This window comes from Corynebacterium sp. HMSC036D02 (assembly GCF_001836165.1).
Classification (GTDB): Bacteria; Actinomycetota; Actinomycetes; order Mycobacteriales; family Mycobacteriaceae; genus Corynebacterium.
Window position 1 is genome coordinate 39,074 of record NZ_KV827707.1, and the last position, 22,143, is coordinate 61,216.

At 60.1% G+C, this 22,143-nt stretch carries 21 protein-coding genes; 3 read left to right on the forward strand and 18 right to left on the reverse strand.

The window, feature by feature from the left end:
• Positions 1-162 precede the first annotated feature (162 nt).
• The 9 genes from tatA to HMPREF2743_RS12130 form a co-directional block, all read right to left on the reverse strand.
• A complete protein-coding gene (tatA, locus tag HMPREF2743_RS12090) occupies positions 163-426 on the reverse strand; it encodes a Sec-independent protein translocase subunit TatA (protein ID WP_070528242.1) in 264 nt (87 codons plus the stop codon).
• Positions 427-506: 80 nt separating this feature from the next.
• A complete protein-coding gene (locus HMPREF2743_RS12095) occupies positions 507-1,472 on the reverse strand; it encodes a helix-turn-helix transcriptional regulator (protein ID WP_070528244.1) in 966 nt (321 codons plus the stop codon).
• Positions 1,465-2,454: a helix-turn-helix transcriptional regulator gene (locus HMPREF2743_RS12100; protein WP_070528250.1), complete on the reverse strand. Its 990-nt coding sequence runs from the start codon at positions 2,452-2,454 to the stop codon at positions 1,465-1,467. Before HMPREF2743_RS12100 ends, HMPREF2743_RS12095 begins: the two co-directional genes overlap by 8 nt.
• 31 nt (positions 2,455-2,485) lie before the next feature.
• Positions 2,486-3,868: a Pup--protein ligase gene (pafA, locus tag HMPREF2743_RS12105; protein WP_070528253.1), complete on the reverse strand. Its 1,383-nt coding sequence runs from the start codon at positions 3,866-3,868 to the stop codon at positions 2,486-2,488.
• Positions 3,869-3,915: 47 nt separating this feature from the next.
• Positions 3,916-4,107 (reverse strand): ubiquitin-like protein Pup, encoded by a 192-nt coding sequence (locus HMPREF2743_RS12110; protein ID WP_010186632.1) that lies wholly within the window; start codon positions 4,105-4,107, stop codon positions 3,916-3,918.
• A gap of 36 nt (positions 4,108-4,143) precedes the next feature.
• Entirely contained in the window at positions 4,144-5,688 is a 1,545-nt protein-coding gene (gene dop, locus HMPREF2743_RS12115) for a depupylase/deamidase Dop (RefSeq protein ID WP_070818874.1), read from the reverse strand.
• Positions 5,685-7,259 carry a proteasome ATPase gene (gene arc / locus HMPREF2743_RS12120; RefSeq protein ID WP_070818875.1) on the reverse strand — a complete coding sequence of 525 codons (1,575 nt, stop codon included), beginning with the start codon at positions 7,257-7,259 and terminating at the stop codon, positions 5,685-5,687. The genes dop and arc overlap by 4 nt, the downstream gene beginning before the upstream one ends.
• A 44-nt stretch (positions 7,260-7,303) precedes the next feature.
• Positions 7,304-8,140, reverse strand: coding sequence for a tRNA (adenine-N1)-methyltransferase (locus HMPREF2743_RS12125; protein ID WP_070528264.1), 837 nt, complete (start codon positions 8,138-8,140; stop codon positions 7,304-7,306).
• Positions 8,141-8,178: 38 nt separating this feature from the next.
• Positions 8,179-9,441, reverse strand: a complete 1,263-nt coding sequence (locus HMPREF2743_RS12130; RefSeq protein WP_070528267.1) for a M18 family aminopeptidase — start codon at positions 9,439-9,441, stop codon at positions 8,179-8,181.
• A 75-nt stretch (positions 9,442-9,516) separates the two neighbouring features.
• Between HMPREF2743_RS12130 and HMPREF2743_RS12135 the strand changes: the two genes are divergently transcribed.
• Positions 9,517-10,320: a RecB family exonuclease gene (locus tag HMPREF2743_RS12135; RefSeq protein ID WP_070528270.1), complete on the forward strand. Its 804-nt coding sequence runs from the start codon at positions 9,517-9,519 to the stop codon at positions 10,318-10,320.
• A gap of 27 nt (positions 10,321-10,347) precedes the next feature.
• Here HMPREF2743_RS12135 and HMPREF2743_RS12140 read toward each other — a convergent pair whose 3' ends face one another.
• From HMPREF2743_RS12140 to HMPREF2743_RS12180, 9 genes are all read right to left on the reverse strand, one after another.
• On the reverse strand, positions 10,348-12,015 hold the full coding sequence (locus HMPREF2743_RS12140; RefSeq protein ID WP_070528273.1) for a formate--tetrahydrofolate ligase: 1,668 nt from the start codon (positions 12,013-12,015) through the stop codon (positions 10,348-10,350).
• Between the two features lie 72 nt (positions 12,016-12,087).
• Positions 12,088-13,395, reverse strand: coding sequence for an anaerobic C4-dicarboxylate transporter (locus HMPREF2743_RS12145; protein WP_070520532.1), 1,308 nt, complete (start codon positions 13,393-13,395; stop codon positions 12,088-12,090).
• A 309-nt stretch (positions 13,396-13,704) separates the two neighbouring features.
• On the reverse strand, positions 13,705-15,237 hold the full coding sequence (gene aspA, locus HMPREF2743_RS12150; protein ID WP_070528276.1) for an aspartate ammonia-lyase: 1,533 nt from the start codon (positions 15,235-15,237) through the stop codon (positions 13,705-13,707).
• 91 nt (positions 15,238-15,328) lie between these two features.
• Positions 15,329-16,174, reverse strand: a complete 846-nt coding sequence (gene hisG, locus HMPREF2743_RS12155) for an ATP phosphoribosyltransferase (protein WP_070520538.1) — start codon at positions 16,172-16,174, stop codon at positions 15,329-15,331.
• Positions 16,175-16,223: 49 nt separating this feature from the next.
• Positions 16,224-16,487 carry a phosphoribosyl-ATP diphosphatase gene (locus HMPREF2743_RS12160; RefSeq protein ID WP_070520541.1) on the reverse strand — a complete coding sequence of 88 codons (264 nt, stop codon included), beginning with the start codon at positions 16,485-16,487 and terminating at the stop codon, positions 16,224-16,226.
• Positions 16,488-16,590: 103 nt separating this feature from the next.
• Positions 16,591-17,316 carry an HAD family hydrolase gene (locus HMPREF2743_RS12165; RefSeq protein ID WP_070744105.1) on the reverse strand — a complete coding sequence of 242 codons (726 nt, stop codon included), beginning with the start codon at positions 17,314-17,316 and terminating at the stop codon, positions 16,591-16,593.
• Complete coding sequence (locus tag HMPREF2743_RS12170) at positions 17,317-17,700, reverse strand: hypothetical protein (RefSeq protein WP_070744103.1); 384 nt, start codon at positions 17,698-17,700, stop codon at positions 17,317-17,319.
• 24 nt (positions 17,701-17,724) lie between these two features.
• Positions 17,725-18,969, reverse strand: coding sequence for a cysteine--1-D-myo-inosityl 2-amino-2-deoxy-alpha-D-glucopyranoside ligase (gene mshC, locus HMPREF2743_RS12175; protein ID WP_070818876.1), 1,245 nt, complete (start codon positions 18,967-18,969; stop codon positions 17,725-17,727).
• Between the two features lie 50 nt (positions 18,970-19,019).
• On the reverse strand, positions 19,020-19,871 hold the full coding sequence (locus HMPREF2743_RS12180; protein ID WP_210383647.1) for an undecaprenyl-diphosphate phosphatase: 852 nt from the start codon (positions 19,869-19,871) through the stop codon (positions 19,020-19,022).
• Positions 19,872-20,120: 249 nt separating this feature from the next.
• Here HMPREF2743_RS12180 and HMPREF2743_RS12185 point away from each other — a divergent pair, with 249 nt between their 5' ends.
• Together HMPREF2743_RS12185 and HMPREF2743_RS12190 are read left to right on the forward strand one after the other, a co-directional pair.
• Positions 20,121-20,978, forward strand: coding sequence for a hypothetical protein (locus HMPREF2743_RS12185; protein ID WP_246824504.1), 858 nt, complete (start codon positions 20,121-20,123; stop codon positions 20,976-20,978).
• A 47-nt stretch (positions 20,979-21,025) separates the two neighbouring features.
• The gene (locus tag HMPREF2743_RS12190; RefSeq protein WP_070528293.1) at positions 21,026-22,138 is read left to right on the forward strand and encodes a quinone-dependent dihydroorotate dehydrogenase; all 1,113 of its coding nucleotides are present in this window, start codon (positions 21,026-21,028) and stop codon (positions 22,136-22,138) included.
• The last annotated feature ends 5 nt before the right edge of the window (positions 22,139-22,143 follow it).

Genomic DNA, 22,143 nt, shown 5'->3' on the forward strand with positions numbered 1-22,143 from the left:
CGTAGCTTTGAGCTCCATTTTTGCTTCGGCGCGTTAGAAGCAGCATTCGACGGTGTACTCGCGGTACTCAAAGCAAGACCTCCATAGAAAAGCCCACGGCGACAGGCGAGACCTCAGCACTCCGAGGGACTCGGAGCGTGGCCTGCCTGCCGGGAAAGATCATTAGTTCTGGTTTCCGTCAGCCGGCTTGGACGTGCGCGGCTGCATCTCCGGGCTGTTCCAGAAGTCCTCATCGTTCTTCTTCGATGCAGCAATTTGAGCCTGCTGCTCGGGAGTGTTGTTCTCCTCCTTCATCTCCTTGACTTCGGACTTAAAGATACGCATGGAGCGGCCCATGGAGCGAGCTAGCTCCGGAAGCTTTTTGGCGCCGAATAGCAGCACGATGACGAGAACAATAAGGCCGATTTCCATAGGTCCCACAGTCATTGGGGTGCCTCTACTTTCTTGGTAGATGGAGCGTACAGGTCCACGCAGCGGGGCTGGGCAGTCTGCACACAGAAGTGCTCTTAGTCTGGCAGTTGAGTATAACGTTCTAACGCCCGTTTTCTATGTTGCGAAATGGCGTCGACAAGCTTCGGTGGCCCCACGACCCGCATTCGGTCCGCTTGGCCGAGGGCGAAGCGGCTAAACCAGGCTTCGGAACCGACGGGCATTGTGGCAGCTATGAAGCCATTTTCCAGCCGTTCGCCGAGCGTGATGTCGTAGTGCTCGGCCAGCCAGGTGAATTCTTGGTTAATCTCCAGCTGCGCAACAAGAGTGTGATCTAGACCAAAGGGGGAATCGGGGTTGAAGTCTAGCTTGCGCAGGTGCGGGGTGGCGGTTACGTCAAGCACCTCAACATCACTCATACGGTCCAAGCGGAACGTACGGTGCTCCCCCACCGATTCATCCCAGGCCACCAAATAGGGTTCGCCATCCACGATGAATATTCGTGCCGGGTGCACGGTGCGCTCGCTGGTGCGGTTGGAGGACATACTCCAGTAGGTAAAACGCACTTGCCGGCGCTTGTCGACGGCCCCCGCCAACGCCGCTTGCACCTCGGACTCCTCCGGATCCGTCGTGGCCAGAGAATCGTAGATGGCGGCGGTCTTTTCATCCATAATCGCGCGTAGCTTCGCGGCGGCGGCATGGACCGCGGAGACGTCGACAAGCCCCGGCATTGCCTCAAGAGACTCGAGCGTTAGCAACAACGCGCCGGCCTCCGTTGGGGTCAGACGCAGGGCCTGGGTTAAGCCTTGGTCGTTGTAGATCTCGATGCCATCGCTGTAGCTGAAGCTTAAGTCGATAAGATCCTCAGTATTACGGCCCACCCCGGAGCAGAAGAGCCTGTCGACGGCATCCTTAAGCTCAGCAGGGGTCATTCCCAAATCCTCGGCCGCCTCCATCGGGGTCACCCCTGGGTGGTTGCGCAGGTATGGGATGAGGTTGAGGGAGCGAACAAGAGACTGCAGTTTGCGTGGCTGATCAGCCATGGTGCGATTCCTCCCCACTCAAGAGCGCGATGATGTCGGAACGAACTTCTGTCGGTTCAATCACCACGACATCTGGTGCATATCCCGCGGCGGTGCGCACTAGCCAATCGCGGCGCACGCCCGTCAGCGCAAGGAGGCCATCCGCGCGTCTGCGTCCGGCGTCGACAAGCTCCGCGGCCTGGCCATCTGGTACCTCAAGGAGGGCATCGACGGTGTCTCCCCGGTCAAGCGCTTCCACGACGAGATCTTGCAGCGGCGCGGTGGGCTCGAGGTGGGTGGCCCCAGCGCGCGAGCGCTTAACGTTGTCCACGCGGGTGGCGCGGAAGGTGCGGGGTGCCTCCCGGTCCACATCCCACCCGACGAGGTAGACGCGATCACGGTGATTGACCAACCCCCACGGGTCCATGTGGCGGCGAACCGGCTCGGCTGAGGGCGTGGCAAAGTAATCAAAGGAGATACGCAGCCCCGCACGCACGGCGGTAATCACCCCGGTGACGAGCTCTGGGCTCAGCCTGGTCATGTCATTGACCGCGGTGTAGACGGGCGCGCCGCGCAGGTCGCGGGAGGCTCCCGAGGCCGCTAGTTTTGTCCACGCGGACAAGCTGAAATCACTCAAGCCGCCCGGGGTGCCAATCCCGCCGGCAACGCCCAACACCATGGCTTCTTCCGGCGTGAAATCGACGGGAGGCAGCTGGTAGCTTTCGGGATCGAGGCGATACAGCGAACCTTCCGCCCCACTACTGTGTACTACTGGCACGCCGGCGCGCTGCAGGGTCAGGATGTCACGGGAAAGTTGCTTGTGAAAGGCCTCGTCGCTGCGTGATTGGTAGCCCTCGACGTGGCTGCGGATCCACGCCGCGCTGCGGTCCGGAACCCCGCCTTGGTGCGCTGCGCCATGCAGCGCAAAGGTGAGGTTGGTGAGCCTTTCGATAGCGCGGTCTCTGACCGGCGTCCTGGCTGCAGTTCGATCTGCTGAGGGCATAGTGGCAGGTTCCTTGATCAGCTCTAAGGCTCTAAGAGCCTGGGTGCGAACGCATGTAGTCTAACAACCCATCTAGGCGCGGGTCCTCGGAGACAAAGGGGTCGGAGAACTCCTCGGTCATCGGCTCAGGCCGGTTGACCTTCATCCGCGTCCAATCCACCGTTACCGCGGCATCGAGCTCGCGGGCAACCGCGAGAAACTCCCCGCGCAGCTTGGCACGGGTGGTCTGCGGGGCGGTGTCGACGGCGGCATCGATTGCAGCATCGTCGATCCAGCGCTCCACCATGCCGCGCTGCTCCAGCACGCTGTAGAGGCCGCGGCCTGGGCGGATGTCGTGGTAGGTTAAATCGATCTGGGCCAGTTTGGGGTGCGCCCAATCCCCGTCCAGGCGCTCGCGGTAGCGGTTCAGCAGGCTGCGCTTGATGACCCAATCGATCTCGCGGTCAACGCCGGAGAAATCCTGAGTCTCAATCGCTTGGAGGGTGCGCTTCCACAAGTCCACGACACGAGCCAACTCAGCCGTCGGAGTGCCTGCGTCCTCGCGGTGCTCCAGCCAGCGCTCGGCGGCGGTACAGAGCTCCTGTTGCACGGCAAGCGCGGTGGTGTTGCCGCCTCCCTCGAGCGGAAGCTCGGTGCGGCCGGTTGGGTCGAGCGCGATGGCGCGGATGTGCTGAATTGGATCAAGCACCGAAAGCTCCGGTACCTCAAAGCCAGCCTCTAACATCTCCAGCATGAGCAGCGTGGAGCCAACTTTGAGGGCCATCGTGGGCTCGGCCATGTTGGAGTCACCGACGATGACGTGCATGCGGCGGAAACGCTTGGAATCACCATGCGGTTCATCGCGAGTATTGATGATGGGGCGAGAGCGAGTCGTCGCAGAGGACACGCCTTCCCAGACTTGGTCGGCGCGCTGTGAGAGCACGAAACGCGCAGGTTCCTCGCCTTTGGCAGGTTTGATCATCCCCGCACCGCAAATGAGCTGCCGGGTAATCATAAACGGCAACAGGGCTTTGCCAAGGTCCTTGAGCACCACGTGGCGACTGATGAGATAGTTCTCGTGGCAGCCGTAGGAATTGCCCGCGGAATCGACGTTATTCTTGAACAAGTAGACGGCGCGCTTCTCCCCCTCGTCCGCCAAGGTTTTTTCCGCCTGCACGGCCATGCGGTTGACCATGGCGTCGCCGGCGCGCTCATAGGCAATGAGCTGGCTGAGGCTATCGCACTCCGCGGTAGCGAACTCCGGGTGGGAACCCACGTCCAGGTAGAGGCGGGAGGCGTTGGGGCTGAAGATATTGGAGGAGGAGTACTTCGACACGATGGGCCGGAAAAGTACGCGGGCTATCTCATCCGGGGACATCACTCGCTGTCCCTCGTTGGCGCTAGCGGTGATGCCGTACTCGGTTTCGATGCCCATAATCCGCCGTGCGTAAACGGGGGCGCTATCGGAGGGCTGCTCCACCTTTACTCGCCGCCCTTTTGGACGTAGGAGCGCACGAACTCCTCGGCGTTGGACTCCAAAAGACCGTCAATTTCATCGAGGAGGTCATCGGTACCCGCGCTGTTGATGCTGACTTGTCCGGCGTCGAACTCCGGGGTGTCGCCTCCTTGACCGTTGCCGCCGCCGGCGTTGATCTGAGACTGCTGTCCGCTCATCTTCTAGAGCTCCTTTCGCGAGTGGAAAATGCTGCGCTAATACAGTGTAGGGTACTCGATTCGCACCCCGAGCTGGCGCAAACTATTAACGAAATCGGCGGCGCTGTCCGCAGATTCCAGCAGAGCGCCCACCTCGTCCTGCCCGAGTCTTTTTGTGTCGTCGAGTGCCACGCAGGCGGTTCCAGAGTTGGCTCCCTCGGCCTCACCGATGCGGAAGGTCAGCGACTGCCAAGACGCCGCCAAGACCTCCTCCCCAAACTTCCGGGTGGCGTGGCCGCGTAGGTAAGCGCGGGTATCTGCGGGCGGCGTTTCCGCTGCAGCAGCAATCTCTTCCTCACTGACCAAGGACCGCATCTGCCCCTTGCGAACCAGCGCGTGGTAGAGGGACTTGGCCGGGTCGATGTCGGTGTACTGGAGATCGATGAGCGCGAGCTTCGGGTCATCGGCGGCCACGCCGCGGTCGAGGTAGCCCTTAATCAGGCGGTATTTGGCTACCCAATCCAGCAGGTGGGCGGCCTTGAGCGGGTTGTCGGCCAAGAGCGCGACAACCTCATCCCAGGCGGCAAGTACCTTCTCATCCGCCTCGGAGGCGGCGGTAACCCTCTCCCGGTAGGCGGCGAGGATGTCAAGGGCGGTGAGGCGGCGGCCGTCGCGAAGCGCCAGCTGGTGCGTCAAGGTGAGATCGCGGCTGACCCGCTGCACCTCCTCCACCGGCTCTGCTAGGCGCAGATCACTAAAGTCCACGCCGCTCTCGATGGCATCGAGCACCAGCGACGTCATGCCCAGCTTGAGCAGCGTCGAGGTGTGGGACATAGTGGCATCACCGATGATGACGTGTAGGCGTCCAAAGTCCTCGGCCACCGCGTGCGGCTCATCGCGGGTATTGATGATGCCGCGGTTGAGGGTGGTTTCCAGGGAAATCTCCTGCTCGATATAGTCCGCGCGCTGCGAGATCTGGAAACCTGGCTCTTCGCCGTCAGCACCCAAACCCCTGCGCCCAGCACCGGTGACCACCTGGCGGGCAACGAAGAAGGGAATCAGCCCTTGGGCAATTTCCTCGAAGTCAGTTTCCCTGGAGTACTGGTAGTTCTCGTGGCTGCCATAGGAAGCACCCTTGCCGTCCACATTGTTCTTGTAGAACTTCAGCGGCGGGCAGGGATCGTGTGTGGCCAGCACGGACGTGCCCTGCGCTGTCAGCGATGCCACGGCCTCCCCTGCACGGCGCAGGATGAGGTCGCCGGCGGCGTCGTAAAGCATCGCATCCCAGGCATTCGTACACTCCGGCGAGGAGTACTCGGGGTGAGCGTGGTCGACGTAGAAACGCGCGCCATTGGCGGTCACCACGTTGGCCACACCCAAGGCGTTCGGGTCCACCACGGGCACGGTGTGATAGCGCTTGAGATCGAAGCCGCGGCTATCGCGTAGCGGGTGCTCCTCCCGAAAATCCCAACGGGAGCGCGCACCGGTATGCAGGGCGGCATAAGCCACAACAGCATGGGTGGACGTCACGATCGGTGATAGCGCCGGGTTGGACGGCGTAGAGATTCCATACTCAGTCTCGGTACCTAGAACACGACTCAAGGTTGTACTCCCATCAATTCGACCCCGGTGACATGCGCGCCGGCGGAGGTCCCGGCGACGATCTTGGCCCACTCCTCCGGGTTGGCGGATGTAGGTACGTATTCCGATTCAGCCTGCTCGGCAGCGATGGCCTGGTGCAGGTGCGCGGCGGTAATGCCGGCGGGCTGTGTATCCCCCGCCGCGTTGGTTTCGTCCAACGCCTCCTTGATAGCCAGCTTCTTTGCGCGGGAGACGATGTTGGCGATCATCGCGCCGGAGACGAAGTCCCGGTAGTGCAATACGCGCGGATCCGCGTTGGAGAAGTGCAACGTGACGAAGGGGCGCTCCGCGTAGAGATCCTCCACTGCGGTATCGATGAGCTGGGAAAGTTCGCCCTCGTGTGGAACGGTGTCCGGGAAATGGCGGGCGAAGATTTCGCGCGCACCCTGCTTGGTGGGCCGGTTGACGCGAATCTTGATGTCGAGGCGCCCCGGGCGCATGATGGCGGGGTCGATGAGCTCCTCGCGGTTGGTGGCACCGATGACGATGACATTGCTGAGCTTTTCGACGCCATCCAGCTCCGTCAAGAGCTGCGGGACAACGGTGGTTTCCATATCGGAGGACACACCGGAACCGCGCGTGCGGAAGATGGACTCCATCTCATCGAAGAAGATGATGACCGGCCGCTGGCTGCCATCCGCAGTGGGCTCAGAAGCAAGCTCGCGGGCGCGCTCGAAGATGAGGCGAATGCGGCGTTCAGTCTCACCCACGAACTTGTTGAGAAGTTCTGGGCCCTTCACGTTGAGGAAGTAGCTGGGGGCAGTAGCGCCGAGCGACGCCGACAGAGAATGCGCCACTGCCTTGGCGATGAGCGTCTTACCGCACCCAGGCGGACCATAGAGCAGCACGCCCTTCGGCGGCTGGAGATCGTATTGGCGGTAGAGCTCCGGGTGCAGGAAGGGCAGCTCGACAGAGTCACGGATGAGGGAGATCTGCTCGTCCAAACCACCGATATCCTCGTAGGAGACGTCTGGAACTTCCTCCAGCGTGAGCTGCGCTACCTCAGTCTTGTGCACTCGTTCGGTGGCCACGCCTGATTTGGACTCGACCAAGAGGGTATCGCCGGCGCGCACGGTATCCCGCAGCGCTGCAGCGAGGAGAATAACCTGCTCTTCACCGGAGGAATTAATGACCACCGCGCGGTCGGTGCCTAGGCGTTCTTGGAGCGTCGCCAGCGCGCCAGTATTTACCGGGGCGCAGGCCTCCACGACGACGAAGCCCTCACCCAAGCGGACCTGCTGCCCTACTTTAAGGGAGCCTGGCTCCAAGTTGGGCGAAATCTTGACTCGCATGGCTCGGCCATTGGTATAAACCTCGGCGTCGCGGTGTAAATCATGGGCGCGCCCAGAATAGCCCAGAAAGACACCGTATGTGGAGGCGGGTTCCGCAAGGGCGTCCACCTCGGCGAGCATCTGCTGAAGCTTCGTGCGTGCATCCTTCAACAGGGCAGCAAGCTTGGCATTGCGTTCAGCGAGCTGCTCTATCTGGCGACGCTGCTGGCCAAGTTCCTGGGCATGAGTGGCATCGTTCATAGGGTCCACCCTAGCGCGCAGTGCGCCACGTTTAACCTCGGGGCTTATTTTCGGGCGCGGCGCTGCGGGCGGGGCGGGGTGACGCCGTCGGCAAGCCGGCGCGTCCAGATCAGAAACGCCGTGTGCGCATTCATGCGATGCTCCGGGCGGGTGGCCAAGCCCTCCACCTTCCATTCACGTACGAGGGACTCCCAGGCGCGTGGCTCCGTAAAGCACTTCAGCTCGCGGATGCCCTCCATCACCTTCATCAGCTGCGGCACGGTGGCCACATAAGTCATGAAGACGCCGCCCGGGATGAGTATGTCGCGCACCTTCTCGAGGTGCTCCCAGGGCTCGAGCATGTCCAAGATGACGCGATCCACGGGACCGCCGAGCTCCTCGACGGTCACATTGGCCAAATCGCCAAGCCGCGGGCTCCACCACTCGGGCTGCTCACCGAAGTATTCGGCGACGTTATCCACGGCGTATTCCAAGTGGTCATCGCGTACCTCATAGGAGAAAACGTGGCCTTCTGGCCCTACGGCGCGCAAGAGGGTCATTGAGAGTGCACCGGAACCGGCGCCCGCTTCCAGCACGCGCGCACCCATGAAGATATCGCCCTCGACCAGAATCTGCGCGGAGTCCTTGGGGTAAATCACCGCGGCGCCGCGCGGCATCGACAAGACGTGATCCACCATGAGGTGGCGGAACAAGAGGAAGGAGCTGCCCAGCGTCGAATCGATGACGGAGCCCTCATCCATGCCCACGATGTCATCGTGGCTGATGATGCCCTTGTGCGAATGGAACTGGCCTCCCTCCTCGAGGACGATGGTGTAATGACGCCGCTTGGCATCCGTGAGCTGCACGCGGTCGCCGTAGCGGAAGGGGCCAGAATAAGCCATGGCGTGGAAACCTTTCACATAATTTGGGGTGGCAAGGATTAACCCACCAAGTATGCCTCAAGGGCGTCGCCAAGCCATAGTTGGTCGCGCTCGCCTACCAGCTCGCGGGCCGAGTGCATCGAAAGCATCGGCACACCGACGTCGACGGTGGGGATGCCCAGGCGGGTGGCGGAAATCGGGCCGATGGTGGAGCCACAGGGCACGTCGTTATTACCCACGAAGCGCTGGACCGGAACGCCCGCACGACGGCAGGCAGATTCCCACAGAGCTACAGTGTTGGCGTCGGAAGCATAGCGCTGGTTGCCGTTGATCTTGGTGACCGGGCCTTGGCCGATGATCGGGTGGTGAGTGGGATCGTGCTTTTCCGCGTAGTTGGGGTGCACGGAGTGGGCGGCGTCCGCAGAGACACAGCTGGAGCGCGCGAACATCTGGAAGCGCTGTTCCTCATTGGCGCCAAGCGCCCGCGCGGTGCGGGTCAAGATATCACCCAGAATCGGCCCACCCGCACCATAGCGCGAAGAGGAGCCCACCTCTTCGTGGTCAAAAGCCGCCATGACGAGGACGTCCTTGTGCTCGATGGAGTCGGCGCTTTTCGCAGCAGCCAGCAGGGCACGCAGCGAAGCATGAACGGAAGAAAGGTTGTCCATGCGGCCGGCAGCGATGAGCCTCTCACCGGCACCGAAGACCTCACCGCGCTGGGCGTCGGCGGTAATCAGGTTGAAGGAAGCGATGTCCTCTGGGTCTACGCCGAGCTGCTTGCCGACGACCCCCATCACCGACGTTTCCGGTGTGCCCACGGAGAGCACCGGCTGCATGTGGCGCTGGCGATCCGGCTTGAATTCATCCTTGCGGTAGAGGTGGATAGCCAGCGAAGGCAAGCGCAGCAAGGGGCCGGTATTGACCAAGTGGCGGGTGCCATCGCGCAGGACGACTTGACCACCGACGGTGAGCTCGCGGTCAAACCAGCTGTGGAGAAGGACTCCGCCATAAACCTCCACGGCTACCTGTTGCCAACCTGCGGAGTCGAAATCCGGGGTGGGCTTGAGAGCAAGACCGGGCGAGTCAGTATGGGAGCCGATAATCCGGAAACCCGAATCCGGACCGGCACCTTCGGGGACGAACCAAGCCATGACCGCACCACCCCGGACCATGACGTGACCGCCTGGTGCTGCCGACCACTCGGCAGACTCGTCTTGGCGGCTAAACCCCGCATCAACGAGCGTGCGCGCTACCTCCTCAGCCGCGTGGTAGGAGGAGGGACTGGCGGCGATGAAATCGAGAAAATCTTGCGTAGTGCTCATGCTTCCAGCTTGCCACGGACTGCCGGGTGATGCCGGAAGGACTGTGGGTGCCTATGCGCTAGTCTGAGAAACATTATGCCGAAACGACTAGCCCTCTCCCCTTCCCGCGCCTCCGACTACAAGCAATGCCCACTGCTCTATCGCTTCCGAGCCATCGACAAGCTGCCTGAACCTAAGACAAAGGCGCAGGTCAAGGGAACGCTGGTCCACGCTGTGCTGGAGAAAATGCACAAGCTACCCCGTGAGGAGCGCGAGTACCCAGTGGCGGTGAAGATGATCAAGCCTGAATGGGCGGTGATGCTCGAATCCGATCCGGAGCTGCGTGAATTGGTACCAGAGCCCGAGGAGCTGGACTTCTTCGTCGAAGTACGCGAGCTCATCAAAGGCTACTTCCAGATGGAAAACCCCCAAGGTTTCGACGCCCACAAGTGCGAGATGTACGTCGATACAGTTCTGCCCAACGGCGTGCCCGTCCGCGGGTTCATCGACCGCGTTGATGTTGCTCCCACCGGCGAGGTACGCGTGGTGGACTATAAGACCGGAAAGAAGCCACTCCCCCGTTATTCCCAGGACGCGCAGTTCCAAATGAATTTCTACGCGCTGGTGTACTGGCGGCTACTTGGCACCATCCCTACGCAGCTGCGGCTGATGTACCTCAAGGTTTTGGATTCGATGTTCCTCACGCCTGGGCCGGAGGAACTCGAGTACTTCGAGCGTGACCTAGGTGAGCTCTGGGCCAAGATCGAAGGCGATGGCAAGACCGGAGACTTTAGGCCAAAGACCTCGAAGCTGTGCGGCTGGTGTTCCTTTCAGGATCTTTGCCCCGCCTTCGGCGGTACGCCACCCGAGTATCCCGGGTGGCCAGGCCAAAGTTCGTAGACTGCGCCGCGTAAAACGGGCCGTGGTTTAGAACAACCCAGAGATGGAACCGTCAGCGGCAACATCGATGTTGTTCGCCGCAGGCTTCTTGGGAAGGCCCGGCATGGTCATGACGTCGCCGGTCAGCGCCACGATGAAGCCAGCGCCTGTGCGGGGCTGCAGCTCGCGGACATGAAGGACGTGGCCTTCTGGGGCGCCGAGCTGGCTCGGATCATCCGAGAAGGAATATTGAGTCTTCGAGATCACGACTGGGAACTCCTCCCAACCGTTGTCCTTGATGTACTTCAAATCCTTCAGCGCCTTAGACGAGTACTCCACCCGCTCGGCGCGGTAGATTTCCCTAGCAATGGTGTCGATGGAGGCCTCGATGCCCTCAGCGGGATCATAGAGCTGGTGGGAGTTACCCTCGGAAAGATTCTCCAGAAGGCGCTCAGCCAGCGCTGTTGCTCCCGCTCCGCCCTTGGCCCACACTTCTGCTTCTTCGAGCGCGACGTCGAAATCGGCGGCCCACTGGCGCATGAACTCGCGCTCGGCCTCGGTATCGCTCCAGAAGAGGTTGAGCGCGACCACTGGCTGAAGCCCGAACTTGCGCAAATTCTCCACGTGGCGCTCGAGGTTCACCACGCCCTTCTTCAGGGCTTCCAGGTTCTCCGTGGTGAGCTCCTCGCGCGGCTGCCCACCGTTGTACTTCTGCGAACGGATCGTTGCCACGACGACCGCACCGGCCACATCAAGGTCACCGAAGCGGGACTTGATGTCCATGAATTTCTCGCCACCGAGGTCCGCGCCGAAACCTGCTTCCGTGAGGACGATATCGCCGAAGCGCATAGCAGTCTGGGTGGCCAACAGCGTGTTGCAGCCATGAGCGATGTTGGCGAAGGGGCCGCCGTGGACGAAGGCGGGAGTACCGCCAAGGGTCTGGACTAGGTTGGGGTTGAGTGCATCGCGCATCAGCGCGGTGAGTGCGCCTTCTGCCCCCAACTCGCGGGCAGTGACCGGCTTTTGGTCATAGGTGTAACCCACAGTGATATCACCGAGGCGCTTCTTCAGGTCTGCCAAATCGGTAGCGAGACCGAGAATGGCCATGATTTCCGATGCCGCAGTAATGGTGAAGCCAGTCTCCCCCGGCACGCCATGGGCGGGGCCACCGAGCCCGGTAACAACGTGGCGCAGGGCACGGTCATTGACGTCAACGCAGCGCTGCCAGGTAATGCGGCGCGGATCGATGTTGAGCGCATTGCCCTGGTGGATGTGGTTATCGATGATGGCGGCCAAGGTGTTAGTGGCCGCGGCGATAGCGTGGAAGTCACCGGTGAAGTGGAGATTGATGTCCTCCATTGGGACAACCTGAGAGTAGCCGCCACCCGCGGCGCCGCCCTTGATGCCCATGACAGGGCCCTGGGAAGGCTCGCGAAGGGCGACGATAGCCTTCTTGCCCAGCTGCGTGAGGGCGTCGGTCAAGCCGATAAGAACAGTAGATTTACCCTCGCCGGCTGGCGTCGGTGAGACGCCGGTGACGAGGACCAACTTGCCATCTGCGGGAGTATCCCCAACTTGAGTGATATCCACTTTGGCTTTGCTTTGCCCATAAGGAATAAGGGCCGTCTCCGGAATGCCTGCACGTGCAGCAATATCCGAAATCGGTTCGAGCTGGTGAGCTTGAGCAATATCAACATCAGAAGGTTGCGTAGTCATGCTCACCAGCTTAGCGCGCTAAAGAAGCGCGCTAAGCAACATCAAATTATTTCTAAATGATGCTAGGTGATGCTAGATAAGGACTGCGCCAAAGGCGTAGCACAGGAGGACCGACAAGACGATGCTCACAGTGCCTGGAATGATGAACGGGTGGTTGAAGACAGCCTTGCCAATGCGAGTCGAGCCAGTGTCATCCATTTCGACGGCCGCCAACAAGGTCGGGTACGTCGGCAGGATGAACAGCGCGGACACTGCTGGGAAGGCAGCCACTGCGGTAAGCGGGTTGACGCCGAGGGCCAGGGCTGCCGGCATGAGAGCCTTGGTGGTTGCGGCCTGCGAGTACAGGAGCGCCGCAGCGAAGAAGAGTACGATGGCCAGCAGCCACGGGGCGGACTCAATGATGGACCCGGAGATGGCCTGGATGTCCTCCATGTAGTGGTTGATCAGCGTGGTACCCAACCATGCGACACCGAGCACGCAGATACAAGCGGACATACCCGACTTAAAGACAGGCGTGTTGAGAACGTCGCCGGCGGGAACCTTGGTGACCATGACGATGAGGGTCGCAGCGGTGAGCATCACCGTCATGATGGCCTCGTTACGCGGCAGCGTCGGTTCCTCGATGAGACCCACCTGGGATGAGGTCAGGGTGGCCCACAGCATCACGATGACGATGGCGACGAGGAAGATGATGACCGAGGTCTTTGCACCTTGTGCCGGAGCGTAGTTCTGGGAACCTTGCGGCAGCTTCACCAAGCCCTGGGCCTTGCGTTCTTGGTAAACGGGGTCATCTTCGAGTTCTGCGCCCGAGCGGTTTGCTACCCAAGCGGCAGGGAAAATGGAGAGGAACGTAGCCGGAATGAGGACCGCGAGGATCTGCAAATAGCCCACGCCCATCGGCTCCAGTAGCGAAGCCAACAGAACAACGGCTGCGGAAATAGGTGAGGCGCAGATTGCCATCTGGGAGGCTACGACGGAAATCGAAAGCGGGCGGGAAGGACGAACCTTGCCCTCCTTAGCCACCTCAACGATGACCGGAAGCGTGGAGAACGCCGTGTGGCCGGTGCCCGCCAAGACGGTCATCAACCAGGTAACGATAGGCGCATAGAACGTGATCCTCTTTGGGTTCTTGCGAAGGAATTTCTCGGCGAGGTAGACCAGATAGTCCATACCGCCAGCACGCTGCATGGCAGCAATGGCGGCGATCACGGTCATGATGATGCCAATGACGTCAAAGGGGATGTCTTCACGTGTTACGGGGACACCGGTGAGGCCGAGTAAGAGAACGCCCAAGCCGCCGGCCATACCAATGCCGATCGAACCAATTCGGGCACCGAGATAAATCGCCGCGAGGACGATAATGATGTGCACAACAACCATTATGTAACTCCAATATGTGCAGGTGAACTGCAGTATGGGTGGTAATTCGCGCTGTGGTCAGTACACGACCTGGGCGCGACAACTGACAGTTCCAATTCTGCCCTATTTATGTGGCTTTGGCGAGAATCCAGGCCCGATTGTGTCCGTTTACACACCGATGTCAACCAATGCTCCCCCATCGGGGTGTCCACGGTGTCGGTAGCATCAGTTGGATTGAAAACAGCCAAACGCCCGTACCACCTTCAGTGAGGCAGTACGGGCGTGGACGAAACAGCAGAGGGTATTTACAACACTGGTGCTGTTGACGGTTTATTCATCGATGTAGAGCTGACCGCGGAACTCCGGGTGCATGAGGTTCTCAACGGACAGAACCTTGTTAAGGGTCTCCTCATCGAGCAGGCCCTTCTCCAGAACGAGCTCCTTGACACCCTTGCCAGTCTTGAGGGACTCCTTAGCAATCATGTCACCGTTGTGGTGGCCGATGAACGGGTTCAGGTAGGTGACGATACCAATGGAGTTCTCCACGTAGGCACGGCAGACATCAGCGTTAGCGGTGATGCCCGTGACGCACTTCTCACGCAGGGTATCGACGGCATTACCCATGATGCGGATGGACTGGAACAGCGCCTCACCGATAACCGGCTCCATGACGTTGAGCTGCAGCTGACCAGCCTCAGCTGCCATGGTCACGACGTGGTCATTACCGAAAATCTTGAAGCAGACCTGGTTGACAACCTCCGGGATAACCGGGTTGACCTTACCCGGCATGATGGAGGAGCCAGCCTGGCGCGGTGGCAGGTTGATCTCTGCAAGACCAGCGCGCGGACCAGAAGACAGCAGGCGAAGGTCGTTACAGATCTTGGCCAGCTTCATTGCTGCGCGCTTGATGGTGGAGTGCAGCAGCACGTAGGCACCACAGTCAGAGGTAGCTTCAATGAGGTCGCGGGCGGTCTTGATTTCCAAACCGGTGACCTCGGACAGCGCAGCGGTGACCTGGTGGCGGTAGCCGGCCGGGGTGTTCACACCGGTGCCGATAGCAGTTGCGCCCAGGTTGATCTCCAGCAGACGCTTCTGCGCGTCACGCAAGATGGCCTGCTCTTCGGCCAGGTTGTGCGCGAAGGCCTTGAACTCATCACCCAGGGTCATCGGAACTGCGTCCTGCAGCTGGGTGCGGCCCATCTTCAGGATGTCAACGAACTCATTGCCCTTGGCGTGGAACGCAGCCTGCAGCGCGTCGATACGCTCAATGAGGTCCTCCATCGCGTAGTAGATGCCGAGACGGAAGCCGGTCGGGTACGCGTCGTTGGTGGACTGGGACATGTTGACATCATCGTTCGGGTTGATGATGTCGTAGGCACCCTTTTCCTCACCAAGGTGCTCGAGCGCCAAGTTGGCCACAACCTCGTTGGTGTTCATGTTGAGCGAGGTGCCAGCGCCACCCTGGAAGACATCCAGCGGGAACTGGTCCATGCAGCGGCCCTCTTCGAGGATCTGGTCACAAGCCCAGATGATTGCCTCTGCTTTCTTCTTAGGAAGGACGTGCAGACGGCGGTTAGCCATCGCGGTTGCCTTCTTGACCTGTACCATACCGCGGATGAAATCCGGGATGGTATTGATGGTCACGTAGGAAATCTGGAAGTTCTCGATAGCGCGCAGCGTGTGAACGCCATAGTACGCATCGTTCGGAACTTCCAGGGAGCCGAGAAGGTCAGTCTCAGTACGCGTCTTTTTGCTAGAGGCGGACTTCGAAGACTTGTTGGTGGCCTTTTCTTCGACCTGGGACTTTACATCCTTGGTCTCCTTGGCCTCTGCTTGTGCATCCTTCTTAGTTGTCTTTGCCATCGGGGCTGACTCCTTGCATAAAAATCGAAGAACGATGATGGTCAGTCCCCATCGTAGCTAGGAGCCCGAATAAAATGTTTGGAATCTCCCCCTAAAAGCGGGCAATCCGAAGATCCGAGGCAAGAATTGCCTCTGCCCCAAGTTCTTCGAGGCTGTCCATTACTTGGTTGGCCAGTTTGCGGGGCACCATGACGCGCACGGCAACCCACCCTTCACGGGCCAAGGGAGAGATGGTCGGTCCTGTAAGCCCAGGGGTCACTGCCTCGACGTCTGGCAGCTTTTCTTCTGCCACGTTGTAGTCCAGCATGACGTAGTGGCGCGCATTGAGGATTCCTCGAATACGGCTAAGCACAACGTTTTCATCAGCGGTGACGTCTTCTCCCTCACGCTTTATCACCACGGCCTCCGAGGACACGATGGGGTCGCCAAAGGGTTCAAGCCCCTGCTGGCGGAGGGTGGCTCCTGTGGAAACAACGTCGGCAATGACGTCCGCGACTCCAAGGTGAATCGAAATCTCTACTGCACCGTCAAGGCGGATAACCTCGGCATCGATTCCATTGGCAGCGAGGTGATCGCGTACCACGTTGGGATAGGACGTGGCGATACGCTTGCCTTGCAGCTTGGCGACGTCCCACTGCTCCCCTGCTGGTGCGGCGTAACGGAAGGTCGAGCCGCCAAAATTGAGTGCTAGAACTTCATTGAATTTCGCGCGGGAATCGAGCGCTAAGTCTCGACCAGTAATTCCCAAGTCCAAGACGCCTTGTGCCACGTAGATAGCGATATCCTTTGGGCGCAGAAAGAAAAACTCGACTCCGTTCTCCTCGTCCACGACGTTGAGCGATTTACTGTGTCCGCGGCCCTTGTAGCCGGCTTCCTTGAGGATCTCAAGGGCTGCCTCGGACAGTGATCCCTTGTTGGGGACGGCGATTTTGATCATCAGTGTGTGGTGCTTTCTACGGTGAATGCTAGGACGGCTTTATAGCCGATTAAAGGTAGGTGTAAATGTCTTCGAGCTTTAGGCCACGCTTATGGGCCATAACCTGGAGCCAGTACAGCAGCTGTGACATCTCCTCAGCGAGCTCTTCATCAGACTGGTATTCCGCGGCGATCCACACTTCGCCAGCCTCTTCGATGATCTTCTTGCCCAGATGGTGGATCCCTTTGTCAAAAGACTCCACGGTGCCGGAGCCCTCAGGGCGTTCGGCGATCTTCTGGGACAGTTCCTCAAATAGGCTCTCAAAATTCTTCACGGTGGTTTATTCTTCCACACCGCTGCATAAAATTCTGCTAGTCGGCCGAAATTCTCAGTTACGCAAAGCCGGCTGACATGATGCGCAACTGAACTCGGTACGTCTAGTCGGCGCGCAACCGGCTAAACCACTCGTGAACATCGGCCGCCGTCGCCCCCTCCAGATGACGGTGAGCAGAGCCCCGGAGGTCAGTAATTTCGGTGGCTTGCTCGGGCACTGCGACGTGGTCTCCCTCCGGCAGTCCGATGACGGTGCATCCGGCGTCGACAGCCGCGCGCATACCTGCCGCAGAGTCTTCGAATACAAGGCAGTCCCGTGGATCGGCACCCACTCGACGCGCCGCCTCGATATACATATCGGGGGCAGGTTTGCCTTGGGGTACTTCGTCACCGCAAATCGTGTCGACGAAGTACTCGCGGCCTAAGGCCGCAATTGCGGAATCAGCCACATATCGTTCCGTGTTTGTGGTCACGATCATCGGCATTCCCAGGCCCTTGAGTTCGTCGAGCAGCTCGGGAATCCCCGGGAAAATCTCCAGGTGTTGGGCAAAAAGGGACCTGACGTAATCGAACATGAGCGCACGGTAGCGTTCGTTATCTCCTGGCTGAAGCGTAACTCCTGCTTTGTGCGCACAGATGCTGAGTGTGTCTTCGAAGGTAGCGCCAACCGTGGCTAAGCGCTCCGTGGGTGTTAAGCGGCGCCCTAGTGTTTCAGAGAGATAAAAAGTGGCCTCTTCCCACAGGGGCTCGGAGTTGGTCAGTGTGCCGTCCATGTCCCAGAAGATCGCGGCGGGACGGCGGATACGTGCTGTCTGATCGGTATCAGTCAATTAGAAATCCAGCTCCGGTAGCTGCGCGAGGGCTTCATCATCTGCACCAGTTGCTGCAGAGGCGGAGTGAATAAGCTCGGTTAGCTCCTCCTTCTCTTCCGGCTCAAGTACAGCGTCGGCATTCTTGCGGTTGAAAGCTGCGAGCTTCTCGACGGAAGGCCGCACCGCAGCTCCCAGGAGACCACCATCTGGATCATCTGGGAGTTTATCCAGATCCTCGAGGAAGGACTCCAAGATGGAGCGGAGGTCTGGGAGCACCGCAGCATCAAACGGCGCCTCCCAGAATTCCTTCTCCTCTTCCTTGAGGTAATCCCCGGTAGCGAAGGACTGCAGGTTGGACATGAACTCATCAACGGTGGGCTGGAATTCTGCACGAATCGTCATGAGCTAAATCATGCCTGAAGTTTCCTAGAGGCGCACGCCCAGCAATGAATTAACTGCAGTCCGGAGCACATCAGATGCTTCTTCGGAAGCTTCCGCTGCCCCTAAAGCCTGCTCAGCCCACTGATCAAGAACCGCAATAGCGCGCTGGGTATCCAAATCCTCCGCCAACGCTAGGCGCACGTTGTGGACAACTTCCTTGATCTCTTCCACCGTGCCAGGGTTTCGGGAGGCCGCGCGCCAGCGCTCCAAACGCTCCTGCGCGGTGTGCAGGACCTCGTCAGACCAGTCCCGGTCCTCACGGTAGTGGCCGGAGAATACTCCAAGGCGAATCGCCGAGGGATCAACGCCTGCCTCCACAAGCTTGTGGACGAAGACCAGGTTGCCCAAGGACTTGGACATCTTGGTGCCCTCCAAGCCAATCATGCCGGTGTGCACATAGGACTGGGCCATGCGCTCTACCCCAAGAGCGGCCTCCGCATGGGCGGCAGAGAATTCGTGGTGCGGAAACTTAAGATCCGAACCGCCACCCTGGATATCGAAGCTGGAGCCGAGCCGGTTGGTCGCGATGGCTGAGCACTCAATGTGCCAGCCGGGACGGCCCGGCCCGAAAGGAGATTCCCATGCCGGCTCGCCTTCGCGGTGAGCACGCCAAATGAGCGCATCCAAAGGATCGCGCTTACCAGGGCGTTCTGGGTCACCGCCGCGCTCGGCAAAGAAGGTCTCCATCTGCTCGCGGGAATAATTCGATTCATAGCCGAAGTTCTTTGTGGCCTCGATGGATGCGTAGACGTCCGGATAGTCGGGGTCATCGACGACATAGGCCGCACCTGCGTCGAGAAGCGCCTGCACCATTTCCGTGATCTCATCGATGGCTTCCATCGCCCCAACGAAGTGCTGCGGAGGAAACACGGAGAGTAGCTCCATATCTGAGCGGAAAAGGTTGATTTGGGAGGTACCCAGCTCTCGCCAATCCACACCATCGCGCTCGGCGCGCTCGAAGAGCGGATCATCCACATCGGTGATGTTCTGGGCGTAATTCACCTTGTAGCCGTTGTCTAGCAACTGGCGGTAAATCAGATCAAAGGTGAGATAGGTCGCAGCGTGGCCCAGGTGGGTCGAATCATATGGGGTGATGCCACAGACGTACATGGTGGCAGTCTCCCCACTGATGTCGAGTTTCTTTACCGCTTCATCAGCGGAATCATAGAGGTGAAGCGGCGTCGGGGTGCCAGGGACGGAATCGATGTGCGGGACAGGCCAAGATTGCATGGGCACCATCCTAACGCGTACTGACTCCGCAACTGGCTCATGCCCGGCTATTAAGGGGCGAGCACGCCGAGGCCCAGCAAGAGCATGACGAGGAGCCCGACAGGGATGCGGTAGGCCGCAAACCACTCGAAGGAATGGCTACCCACGAACTTCAGCAGCCACGCGATAGACGCATAGCCGACGACGAACGCTATGAGCGTGCCGACGAGCAGTTGGGCGCCGGTAGCAGACTGCCCCACGGTGGGGCCGAAGGCGTCGCCAAGCGAAAACAGGCCTGAAGCCATAACCGCAGGAATGGCCAGGAGGAAGCTAAAGCGCGTCGCTACCTCGCGATCCAAGCCCAAAAAGAGGCCACCCGAAATCGTGCCTCCTGAGCGTGAGACACCTGGGATGAGGGCCAAGCACTGGCACAGGCCCATGACGATGGCATCGCGCATCGTCAGTTCCTCGAAGCTGCGCTCCTTTTTACCCACCCTCTCGGCGATGATGAAGACAAAGGAGAACAGCACGAGCATGGACGCTGTAATCCACAGGTTGCGCAAGTTATCCCTGATCAGGTCCTTGCCCAGGACGCCTAGGATGCCAATCGGGATTGAGCCGACGATGACCATCCACCCCATGCGGTAGTCCTGGCCACGCTGCTCCTTGTGCACGAGACCTACGAACCACCCTTTGAGGATCTGCCAGATCATTCCCGCGAAGTACACAATCACTGCCAGCTCAGTGCCGAGCTGAATGACGGCAGTAAAGGAGGCGCCGGCGTCCTGCCCCCAAAAGAGCGTGGAGACGATGCGTAAGTGCCCCGAAGAGCTCACGGGCAGGAATTCGGTGAGGCCTTGGACAAGAGACAAAACGATGACCTGTACCCATGTCATGGCTTCAGTTGTAGCTGTTGTAGTCACCCGCGACAGCCTACTAGCGCGGTCCATGGCTTCCGGTTTCCACCACGCTGACTGCTAGGATGAGGGATCGTGAAAATGCGTCGAGTCCTGCTTTCTTCTGCCCTTCTTGTCAGCACATGCGCTCTTGCCGCCTGCAATCCCACGGAAGGGGTTGGCGGAGACCCCAACTCGGCAGTCTATGGCAAGGCCGAACCTGCTTCTTCCCCAGAATCATCGAAGCCAGTGGGCACCGTTGTGCCATACGCTGCCGTGACTGACCTCGCGGCGGTGGGTGATACTCTCGCCGTGCGCACCGAGGACTCCCTCGCTGTAGGTTTGGCCGCGGACTTTGAGGAAGAAAAAGCCACGGAGATTTCCGTCGATCAGAAGTGCGGCGACCTCACCGCTTCTGACAAGCATTTCCTCCTCGCCTGTGGGGATAAAGTCTTGCTTATTAATCCGTCTCAGCCGGATTCCCCTCAGGAATTGGCAGTGGATGAGGAGCAACCAGTAACGGTGGCCGCGGAGGCTTCCAGCGGTGAAGTATTCGTTGGTTCGAAGGACTCAACAACCATCGGTGTGTACCGCGACGGGGATCGCAGCACCGGCATCACCGTGGAGGCCGGTTCGGATCAGCTCATTTCCGTTCCCGTTTCTGATGGTGCGGACGGGATCGTCCGCGTCTTAAGGGAGGACTCGACCATTCAATCTCTCGATTGGGAAAAGGACCGTGCGGGCGGGCGTCTGCGCGTAGGCCAGGGCGTAGGCCAGATCGCCGGCGGCGAAGGGGCCGTAGTCGTGGCATCGGACACCGTGGGCAAACGCGTGGCTATCTACACCGCCAGCGACGTTATTCGCCTGCACCAGTACGGCAACACCGACGGCACTCCATGGGGCGTGGCGTGGGATGCTGGCCGGAAGCTGGCATGGGTAACCACCACCGATAACAATCTCCTCGAGGCCTATACCGTTTCTGCGGGCGTCCCAGAAAACGTTGGCACCATGGACACTGTGGCTGATGCACGCACTCTTGCTGTGCTTGGCGACGGCACCCTCGTCACCGCCTCCGCATCCGGTGAGGGCCTCCAGTTCATCAGCGATCCGGAACTCGACGCATCACCGCGCTAGCTTCCGCTTTCAATGACTTCATCCACAACCTCAGCTAAGGACACTTCATGCAGTACTCCGCTCTTGACCGCGCCCGTCATGCTGCCTACCAAGCAGCGTTGAAGGGAATGTTTAAACTCGACCCGGAGCGTATCCACGGAATCATCAACGGTGGGCTGGCCATCTTCCAAGCCGGCGGCCCGCTGAATCGCGCGCTGGGAAAGGTAGTTCCGGTTAATGATCCGGTATTGGAGCAGGAAGTCTTTGGGGTGCGCTTCCCCCGTCCGCTAGGGTTAGCGGCCGGCTTCGACAAGAACGCGGCGGCTGCTGATGTCTGGACCCCCGTTGGCTTCGGTTATGCCGAGCTGGGCACCATCACCCCGAAGGCGCAGCCCGGAAACCCTGCTCCCCGACTGTTCCGGCTCAAGGTGGACAAGGCAATCCTGAACCGCATGGGCTTTAACAATGAGGGTGCTCTGGCTGCTGCGCGTAATCTACGCAAGCGCCGCTACAACGATGTCGTCGGCATCAACATTGGCAAGAACAAGGTCACCGACGCCGAGCATGCGGTGGATGACTACCGTCAGTGCGCCTCTGTGCTGGGGGATCTGGCCGATTATGTCGTGGTCAATGTGTCCTCCCCAAACACTCCAGGTTTGCGTGACCTACAGGCAGTGGAGTCCCTCCGCCCCATCATGGAGGCCGTGGTGGAATCGACATCCTCGCCGGTCTTGGTCAAGATTGCTCCCGATCTCAGCGATGAAGATATTGATGCCGTGGCGGATATGGCCGTGGAGGTGGGCTTGGCTGGAATCGTGGCTACCAACACCACTATTTCCCGTGAGGGATTGAGTACCCCGGCCAACGAGGTCGCGGCCATGGGCGCGGGTGGCGTATCGGGTCCCCCGGTGGCTGAGCGTTCGCTGGAGGTGCTTAAGCGCCTTCACGCCCGCGTGGGCGAGAAACTTGTGCTGGTTTCGGCGGGCGGAATTTCCACGCCGGAGCAGGCGTGGGAGCGTATCACTGCCGGCGCCTCGCTGCTGCAGGGCTACACCGGACTGATTTACGGTGGACCGGATTGGATTCGCGATATCCACCGCGGCATTGCCCAGCAGATTCACGCGCACGGCCTCAGCACTATTTCGGAGGCCGTTGGCTCCGGTCTGGAATGGATTGACTAAGTCCC

What these genes read in the sequence shown, in the direction of transcription:
- HMPREF2743_RS12100 (WP_070528250.1), bottom strand. Translation starts at nt 2,454, where the DNA reads ATGCCCTCAGCAGATCGAACTGCAGCCAGGACGCCGGTCAGAGACCGC.
- HMPREF2743_RS12130 (WP_070528267.1), bottom strand. Translation starts at nt 9,441, where the DNA reads ATGAGCACTACGCAAGATTTTCTCGATTTCATCGCCGCCAGTCCCTCC.
- HMPREF2743_RS12125 (WP_070528264.1), bottom strand. Translation starts at nt 8,140, where the DNA reads ATGGCTTATTCTGGCCCCTTCCGCTACGGCGACCGCGTGCAGCTCACG.
- pafA (WP_070528253.1), bottom strand. Translation starts at nt 3,868, where the DNA reads ATGGGCATCGAAACCGAGTACGGCATCACCGCTAGCGCCAACGAGGGA.
- HMPREF2743_RS12135 (WP_070528270.1), top strand. Translation starts at nt 9,517, where the DNA reads ATGCCGAAACGACTAGCCCTCTCCCCTTCCCGCGCCTCCGACTACAAG.
- HMPREF2743_RS12140 (WP_070528273.1), bottom strand. Translation starts at nt 12,015, where the DNA reads ATGACTACGCAACCTTCTGATGTTGATATTGCTCAAGCTCACCAGCTC.
- HMPREF2743_RS12190 (WP_070528293.1), top strand. Translation starts at nt 21,026, where the DNA reads ATGCAGTACTCCGCTCTTGACCGCGCCCGTCATGCTGCCTACCAAGCA.
- HMPREF2743_RS12095 (WP_070528244.1), bottom strand. Translation starts at nt 1,472, where the DNA reads ATGGCTGATCAGCCACGCAAACTGCAGTCTCTTGTTCGCTCCCTCAAC.
- aspA (WP_070528276.1), bottom strand. Translation starts at nt 15,237, where the DNA reads ATGGCAAAGACAACTAAGAAGGATGCACAAGCAGAGGCCAAGGAGACC.
- HMPREF2743_RS12170 (WP_070744103.1), bottom strand. Translation starts at nt 17,700, where the DNA reads ATGACGATTCGTGCAGAATTCCAGCCCACCGTTGATGAGTTCATGTCC.
- HMPREF2743_RS12145 (WP_070520532.1), bottom strand. Translation starts at nt 13,395, where the DNA reads ATGGTTGTTGTGCACATCATTATCGTCCTCGCGGCGATTTATCTCGGT.
- hisG (WP_070520538.1), bottom strand. Translation starts at nt 16,174, where the DNA reads ATGATCAAAATCGCCGTCCCCAACAAGGGATCACTGTCCGAGGCAGCC.
- tatA (WP_070528242.1), bottom strand. Translation starts at nt 426, where the DNA reads ATGACTGTGGGACCTATGGAAATCGGCCTTATTGTTCTCGTCATCGTG.
- HMPREF2743_RS12110 (WP_010186632.1), bottom strand. Translation starts at nt 4,107, where the DNA reads ATGAGCGGACAGCAGTCTCAGATCAACGCCGGCGGCGGCAACGGTCAA.
- arc (WP_070818875.1), bottom strand. Translation starts at nt 7,259, where the DNA reads ATGAACGATGCCACTCATGCCCAGGAACTTGGCCAGCAGCGTCGCCAG.
- mshC (WP_070818876.1), bottom strand. Translation starts at nt 18,969, where the DNA reads ATGCAATCTTGGCCTGTCCCGCACATCGATTCCGTCCCTGGCACCCCG.